The organism is bacterium (genome assembly GCA_022616075.1).
Lineage (GTDB): Bacteria > Acidobacteriota > HRBIN11 > JAKEFK01 > JAKEFK01 > JAKEFK01.
The window spans coordinates 22,734-30,308 of the sequence record JAKEFK010000081.1 but is presented as its reverse complement, the minus strand read 5'-3'; the positions used below and the strand labels follow the sequence as shown (position 1 = coordinate 30,308).

General features: G+C 48.0%; 6 protein-coding genes. 3 read left to right on the top strand and 3 right to left on the bottom strand.

The window, feature by feature from the left end:
* The 3 genes from L0156_07170 to L0156_07160 all read right to left on the bottom strand — a co-directional run.
* Positions 1–1,889 (bottom strand): tetratricopeptide repeat protein (locus L0156_07170; protein MCI0602779.1); only part of this gene is annotated, 1,889 nt, incomplete at its 3' end.
* The gene (locus tag L0156_07165) at positions 1,889–2,293 is read right to left on the bottom strand and encodes a DUF1844 domain-containing protein (GenBank protein MCI0602778.1); all 405 of its coding nucleotides are present in this window, start codon (positions 2,291–2,293) and stop codon (positions 1,889–1,891) included. The genes L0156_07170 and L0156_07165, both read right to left, overlap by 1 nt.
* Positions 2,294–2,323: 30 nt before the next feature.
* Positions 2,324–4,333, bottom strand: a complete 2,010-nt coding sequence (locus L0156_07160; GenBank protein ID MCI0602777.1) for a SpoIIE family protein phosphatase — start codon at positions 4,331–4,333, stop codon at positions 2,324–2,326.
* A gap of 205 nt (positions 4,334–4,538) precedes the next feature.
* On the opposite strand from L0156_07160, the gene L0156_07155 reads away from it, so the two are divergent.
* From L0156_07155 to L0156_07145, 3 genes are all read left to right on the top strand, one after another.
* Positions 4,539–5,066, top strand: coding sequence for a hypothetical protein (locus L0156_07155; GenBank protein ID MCI0602776.1), 528 nt, complete (start codon positions 4,539–4,541; stop codon positions 5,064–5,066).
* A gap of 24 nt (positions 5,067–5,090) precedes the next feature.
* Positions 5,091–6,131, top strand: a complete 1,041-nt coding sequence (locus tag L0156_07150) for a glycosyltransferase family 4 protein (GenBank protein ID MCI0602775.1) — start codon at positions 5,091–5,093, stop codon at positions 6,129–6,131.
* A gap of 95 nt (positions 6,132–6,226) precedes the next feature.
* Positions 6,227–7,543 carry an MFS transporter gene (locus L0156_07145; protein MCI0602774.1) on the top strand — a complete coding sequence of 439 codons (1,317 nt, stop codon included), beginning with the start codon at positions 6,227–6,229 and terminating at the stop codon, positions 7,541–7,543.
* Positions 7,544–7,575: the final 32 nt, after the last annotated feature.

The following is a 7,575-nucleotide window of genomic DNA, read 5'->3' as shown; positions in this document are numbered from 1 at the left end:
GCTTTTGCTTTGCGGAAGAGGGAAATATTTGCGACAAGGTAAAGAAGCGCGAGGAACAGTAAAAACACAGGAATCAAAATGCTCGTACTTCCGGGAGATTCATAGAACGATACATTGGCGAATCGCCAGTTGTAGATAATGAGAACGAGAAAGAAGAACCAGAAAAACAACAGTGTTGCGCCGAACCAGATACGGTTTTTATAGAGATTTCCAAATCCCGGTAGAACCAGTGAAGATACACGAATGAAGATTTCCTGGCGCCGTGAATGATCTTCAATCTCTCGCATTTTGTCTTTTCGGGAAGCCGGCGAAACACCGTCCTTTTTAACAAAAATGTGCAGGCATTGAGTGCAGAAACGCAGTTCTTTGACTGCCGGTTGACATCTTTTACAGAAAGGACGGCCACATTTAATGCATTCCTTTGCATGGTCCTTCTTTTTTGAGAGGCCGCTCACGAGTGCCAGCACCAATAGCAGAAGAGAAAAGCCGGTAAAAGGATTTGCTAAATAATCCGCAAAGCTGCCGGCCTTTTGTTTCATTCTTGTTAGAATCATCTCTTCGGTCGGAACGGAATCAACCATGCTGGAATAAGGATTTTCCTCCAGTTTTCGAATTAACTTCGCATCCAATCGCCGCGCTTTGCCCAGGGATTCTTCCGCATCGCTGAAATTGAATTTTGCCCGCAGCAAAATGGAAAGGTTGTAGGGATAGATGGCGCTTGCAGGATCCAGATCCTCCGCCTTCTGGACCATACGAAGGGCAATATCCGTCTCCCCCTGAAGAAAATAAACGTGTCCCAGGTTGTTGTAGACGCGCGCCTCTTTTGGATGATCGAGTATGTGCTTTTGAAGAATCTTGATCGCTTCAGGATAGTTTCTCTCGGCTCGATACAGATGGGCCAGCATAATGGATCCGTCGGAATCCTTAGGATTCTCTACGGAATAGTCGCGGAAATCGGCAAGCAGCCTGGGAGAGGGTCCATCCGAAAAAACTCTGATAAAAGGCGCCACTGAAGACTCTGCAGATGCTGCAGAAATTTTGACAACATACTGATATACGGGGTAGGCCATCATGAAAGCAAGAAAGAATACTACCGACAAGATCTTTTCTGATGGACGAGTGTACTTCCAAAAAATTACAAACCAGAAAGGAGCGAGCCACAGAATTCCAGCGAGAAGCAAAATCGGCAGAAAAAGCACAATCCAGACCACCAGATTAACAATGGTCGTGGTCAAAGAAGTGTACTTTTCCATGGTGTCGTGGCGCAACAAACCATGGTACTTTGCAAGGATAATCAGAGCGAATGCGCAACCCAGAATCACCAGAGTCGCGATGATAATCAAAGCGTACTTTGAGGACAGATATATTTTCCCATTCAGCGTGCTCACGGGAGCAAACATTCCTTCAAAGGCGGTCCGAAGCGCAGAAGGTGCGTTCACCCAGGAAGTCCATAACAACGCTTTCGATTGTGAATAGTAAGCGATGGACAGGCTCGGATCCAGGCTTGTTGCCGCTTGAAATAATTGCAAAGCCTGTTCCGGTTTACCTTCCGTCATTTTGGTTTCACCGAATCGAATGGCGCTCAGCGCGAATTCAGTAATCTTAGGAATTCCGTTTCGATTCCGGAGCCGTATCAAATCAGCGAGCAGCCGCTGATCCACCGATCCAAGTTTTAATTGGAGCTCAAACTGGCGCCATGTCTCGTAAAAATCCAGATAGATGCGACTTGATACGTCCCTTTCCGGTGGCGACTGAACGGTCTCGGTGGGTTCCTGCGGTGAAGCCTCTTCCGTTTCGTCCTTCAGGATAAGGATTTCTTCATCTTGAGAAAATGCAAGACTGGCAAACAATAGATAGATAACAGATAGAAGAGCCCAGAATAGTCTCATCAAGACTTTCTGGCCTTATGAACGTAACGCATGCGAAGATCAAACAATACTCCTTGCAAATATTGATCTTCTTGCGGAGTTAGATTTCCCCGGGTCTTTTCCTGCAATAGCTCCAAGGTATCTATCATTTGCTGCGCAGCTTCGAGATTTTGTGGCACTTTGTGATCAGCGGAGTCTTCCAGTTCCCCAAGGTGCATTAGCGTGGTTTGCACATAAAGGAACACCAGTGACGCAAAATCTATTTTCACGTGTGGAGTACGAGTCTCCTCTTTTTCCTTTTGTTCTGACGCTGCGGAGGGTTGTTGAGGTGATTGTCGTTCATCCTGCCGGATCGGATTTCCGTCCTTATCGAAGAACCGGCGATCCTCTACACGTACCCCATTCTTTTCGTTTTCTTGATCCATACCCCTGTCAGAAATCTTACCACACTACGACTACCGTACTTTCAAAAGTACGAGTGTAATGTCATCCTGCGGGGCGCTGTTTTGAAGGAAGAATTGCAGGTCGCGGAATATGGCGCTTTTAATCTCTTCTGCGCCAAGATCTTTGTTCTGCAAAAGAATCTGCGAGAGACGGGAGAGTCCGTAAAGTTGATTGCTGGAGTTCATGGCCTCTGTCAAGCCGTCCGTATAGAAGACCAGGATATCGCCGGAATTCAGTTTCCGTTCCACTTCCTCAAGTGTTCGGTCAAAGATGCCATTTCTGGTCAAACCCAAACCGATGCCGGCGGGCTGCACCACATCCACCAGTCCCGTGGGAGCCGTAAAGTGCAAAATGGGATTATGGCCTGCACGACTCATTTTCATCGTGCGGTTTTTTTCATCAAATATGGCGTAGGTCATGGTGATAAAATTTTTTGAATCGAGAGTAGGACCTAAGATATTATTGGCTTCCATCAACAACTGGCGAGGCATGACGGTACGCTGGCTGAGGCTAAGAATCACACCTTTAACTTCAGCCATGTAAAGCGCCGCGCTTGGACCTTTCCCTGAAACATCCGCAATGATAATCCCAACTTGCTGTTCACTTTGTTGCAGTATGTCATAGTAATCCCCGCAAACTTCCTGCGCGGGAATGTTCATCGCAGAAATTTCAATGTCACCCAGCGAGTGGATTTCACGTGGCAGCAAGTTTTCCTGCATCTGTCGCGCGATTCTTAAAGATTCAGAAAGCCTTTCCTTTTCCACCTGCACCTTCAACAGGTTCTTCACACTGTCGGTCATGCTGTTGAAGGAATGAGCCAGGTCGCCCAATTGATCCGGCGATTCAACTTTTATCTGATAGTTAAAATCCCCTTTCTTGATCCTTTCTGTTCCTTCGAACAGATTGTGAACGGAAGCGGTAATCGACTTGGCAAGCAAGAATCCTGACAGAACGGAAATGAGTTCGATGATTAGAAAGAAAATTGCCACGGTGAACATCAATCCGTAGACGAATTTTTGCAAAGTTGAACTTCGCGAAAAAATATGCCGGTATACGCGGGAAAAATGAGTGCTGACTACAAAAGCGCCCATCGAGGCTTTCGAACTTGACGAGGGCGCATCGAGAACAATCGCGCCGGTCTCCTCATCCTTCATCAGATGTTTCCCCTTCTTATCGTCGTCCAACACGCTCATCTTCTCACCGGTTTTCCAGTCGACTTGATCCGGAAAACTTAACCACCAGATGGGAAAATCCCACCAGGTCGGCCAGATTGGTTGATTGGTGGAACTTTTGATCGTCTCATTGAATTCGCTTTTCGCGCTTTCATCGGAAAAACGAAGATAACGAATATCCGCGTCGACATGACCGCTCATTACATCGAGCAAACGCGAATTAACAGGAACGAGAACCTGAATGACGCGTGTCTTATCGGGATCAATGTGAACAGCCGCGAGGGTAGGATTTCCATCGCGGATCACCAGACCGGTAAAATCCTTCTGAACTGCCCATTCCGGCAAATCGTAAGAACCATCCCCTTGAAGAACTTCGGTATGGCCATTGACCGACAACCAGACTTCCGCTTTTGACAGCCAGACCTTATCCTCCGGTTTTAGCTCAGCAAACCAGCGGTCGATTCCTTCGTCGTTTCCAAGAAATTCCGTCAGATGCAGCAGTTTTTCACTCTGATTCTTTGTGCGCAGTAGATAACCATCCAGATTGGAGCTGAACATTTCCGATGTGGTTTGTCCCATAAAAATGAAAAAGCCCAGGAGCGTTAACACAACAAGAAGAAGGATCGGAATAAAGCCTATGAAGATGTAGGACAGAATCAGCTTGCGCCGTATTCGCCACAAAAACTTCCGGAATATCCTGCGCGTGAGACGAAACGCATAATACAGCGTGAGAGCAACGAAACCAATTGTGGCCGGCACCTGAATCCAGTCAAGCCAGCTCCAGCCGAGAATCCCGGTGATGGCAACGATGCCAAACAGAATCAAGTAAACTCTCAGCAGACGATTCATCTTTGCTCAATTATGCTTTCAGACAGGGAGATAGTCCACAACGTTAATAAATACGCATTTCGGCGGGAAACTGTTTCAGGGGAATTTTTTGAACCGCCAGGGCGCCAAGCACGCCAAGATTAGGAAAAGACTTCCGTTTTTGACATTTCGAGACTGGTGGAATATCATCACATGCTTTACTAAAAGAGTTCTATTCGAGGATCCTATGAAAAAGTCCCTTTGCATTGCACTCATGCTGATTGTCGGCTCATTTTGGGCTTGCAAGAAGGCGGAAGAGAAAAAGCCTGTCGAAGAAAAGCAGATTACAAGCACCAAGCAAACCGCTAAACAAAAAAGAAAGAAAAGAGCAAAAGCTGCGGTGCAGACCCTTCAGATTTATCAGGAAGAAAAACTGATTATTTCGATACCGCGTGATGAATATACAAAAATCGCTAAAACTACAATAAAAGTGAATGGAAAGGAAGAGAAGGCGATTTTATTGAGTGATCTCTTAAAAACGCACAACGTTACAGGAAAAAATGTGATTTTAAAGGGCCCGAACCGCACAGCCAGTCTGACCTGGGAACAAGTGACATCCAATCCGATTTATCTTTATCCCGGCAGAAACCGCCTTCAGACTTACTACGAAAGTAAGGCCCTGATTGCTGCGAATGTTCCCGTCGTTGTTGTCAGGATCGAGGTTAGCGACAAACCTGTAGCATCGGAGACGATGAAGGGAACAACAAAGCAGTAACTAGTGACCAGTGACTAGTGATCAGTGAAAGTACTCGTTGCAACGTCTGATGTGCCGTTCGTAGAAGGTGGCCATCGGGTGATCGTGCGGGCGCTTGTGAAGGCCCTCCAGGAATCGGGGCACGAAGCCGAACTGTTAACAACTCCGACAAACCGTTTTGGACGCCAGTTTTCCGCCTATCTGGCCACGCGCTTTACGGATGTAGAATGCACCGGTGGCGGAGAACCGGTGGATCAGTTGATCTCTTTGCGATTTCCTTCTTATGCTCTGAAACATCCCAATCACGTTTGCTGGCTCAATCACCGGATGCGCGAATACTATGACCTCTGGCCTGGTTGGTCCGGGGCCCTTGGCTGGAAAGGCAAGATCAAAGAAACAATCCGGAAAAAATGTATCCATGCCGCCGATCGTCACTTCTTAAAAAGCAACGTAAAAAAGGTTTTTGCGCAATCAAAAAACGTGCAGCGGCAGCTTCTCCACTGGGGAAACATACCCAGCGAAGTTCTGTATCCACCGCCGCCGTCAAACGGATACTACACAGAGAAATACGGTGATTACATTTTCTCCCCCGCAAGATTGACTCCTTTGAAACGGATTCCTCTCTTATTGGAATCGCTGAAATACGCAGATCGCGGGAAAGTAATTCTTGCCGGAGAGGGTTCCGATAAAGATCAGGTGCTGGATTGGATCAAGAAAAATTCCATGGAAAACCGTGTTCAGTGGCTGGGTCACGTTCCCACTGATCGCCTCCTTCAACTTTATGCAGGTTGCCGCGCCGTTTACTATTCTCCTGTGAACGAAGACTATGGTCTGGTCACGATGGAAGCTTTTCGCAGCAGAAAGCCTGTAATTACAACAACGGATAGTGGAGGGCCGGCAGAACTGGTGCGGGACGGAGTCAGCGGATTCGTTTGCGAACCCCGGCCGGAAGAGATTGGCCGCAGGATTACTAATCTATTCGAAGCAGAAGGGAGCGCGGAAAAGTTAGGCACCACCGGTTACGAAGTCTGGAAACACATCACCTGGCAGGAAACGGTGGCACGCCTGATTCATCGTGGATCGTAATCTTGATCGTGATCGTAATCGCTAAATCTTAGTCGTAATCGAAACCGAGATTTAGCGATCATGATCACGATTACGATTAAGATCCACGATTAGGTATGAATATTTCTCAACGGCTCGACAACCTTCCGCTTTCCCGCGTTCACTGGAAAATTGTAACTGTCTGCGGACTGGGATGGCTGTTCGACGCCATGGACGCAGGCATCATCGCGTTTGTTCTGGCCGTCCTGATGAAGCAATGGAAACTGTCCGCTGACCAGGTTGGGTTAATTGCTTCGATCGGGTTAATGGGAATGTTCGCCGGCTCATTGATGTCAGGAGTGCTGGCGGACCGTGTGGGACGGAAATATTTGTTTCAGGCAACGCTTCTGATCTTTAGCATTGCAACAGGCCTGTGTGGTCTCGCAGCCGGGTTTGCTTCGCTTCTGGTTTTGCGTTTCCTGGTCGGTTTCGGATTGGGCGGTGAATTGCCCGTTGCGAGCACTCTGGTTACTGAATACTCGCCGGCGCAACACCGCGGCCGGCTCCTGGTAATTCTCGAAAGCTTCTGGGCATTCGGATGGGTTGCCGCCGCCATCATTTCTTTTCTGATCATTCCGCGGTTTGAGCAAGGGTGGAAAATCGCATTTTTCATCGGCTTCCTTCCCGCTTTTTATGTGTTCTATTTGCGAAGAAGTATTCCTGAATCGCCACGCTATCTGGAAGCCGCCGGTCGTCATATGGAAGCCCGCGAAGCTCTTCGCTGGCTGGAAAATCAAGCGCAGGTGCCGCCGGTAGAAATTACAGAGGAAACAAAAAGAACCGCGATCCAGGTCCGGCTCTCGCATCTGTGGCAGGGGAAATTTGTCCGGCGTACTTTGATGCTCTGGATTTTATGGTTCGCCATGGTCTATTCCTACTATGGAATTTTTACCTGGCTGCCATCGCTTCTGGTTTCAGGCGGTCATGAAGTCCTGAAATCCTTTCGCTATGTTCTGATCATTACGCTCGCTCAGATCCCCGGATACTTTAGCGCAGCTTTTCTTGTGGACCGCATCGGAAGAAAAGCGACGCTGATTCCCTTTCTGATCGGCTGCGCAGTCGCTGCCTTTCTTTTCGGAAAAGCAACCTCAGGAACGGAAATTATTTTTTATGGATGCCTGATTTCTTTTTTCAATCTGGGAGCCTGGGGAGTTGTGTATACTTACACGCCTGAACTTTATCCTACAGACATGAGAGGAACCGGCGCAGGCACCGCTGCCGCAGTCGGCCGAATCGGGGGCATTGTGGCCCCCGTGATTGTTGGAAAAACCCTGGCAGCCGGTTTAGGGCAACAGACAGTCTTTGCTCAATTCGCTGCGGTTGTAATCGCCGGAGCGATTGCCGTGGCGCTACTGGGGGAAGAAACGAAACGCAAAAGCCTCGAAGAAATTTAACCGCCAAGACGCCAAGATAAGAATTAGTTATT

Bases quoted from the DNA above. Each gene is read 5' to 3' on its own strand.
- L0156_07155 (MCI0602776.1), top strand. From the start codon at position 4,539: ATGAAAAAGTCCCTTTGCATTGCACTCATGCTGATTGTCGGCTCATTT.
- L0156_07165 (MCI0602778.1), bottom strand. From the start codon at position 2,293: ATGGATCAAGAAAACGAAAAGAATGGGGTACGTGTAGAGGATCGCCGG.
- L0156_07160 (MCI0602777.1), bottom strand. From the start codon at position 4,333: ATGAATCGTCTGCTGAGAGTTTACTTGATTCTGTTTGGCATCGTTGCC.
- L0156_07145 (MCI0602774.1), top strand. From the start codon at position 6,227: ATGAATATTTCTCAACGGCTCGACAACCTTCCGCTTTCCCGCGTTCAC.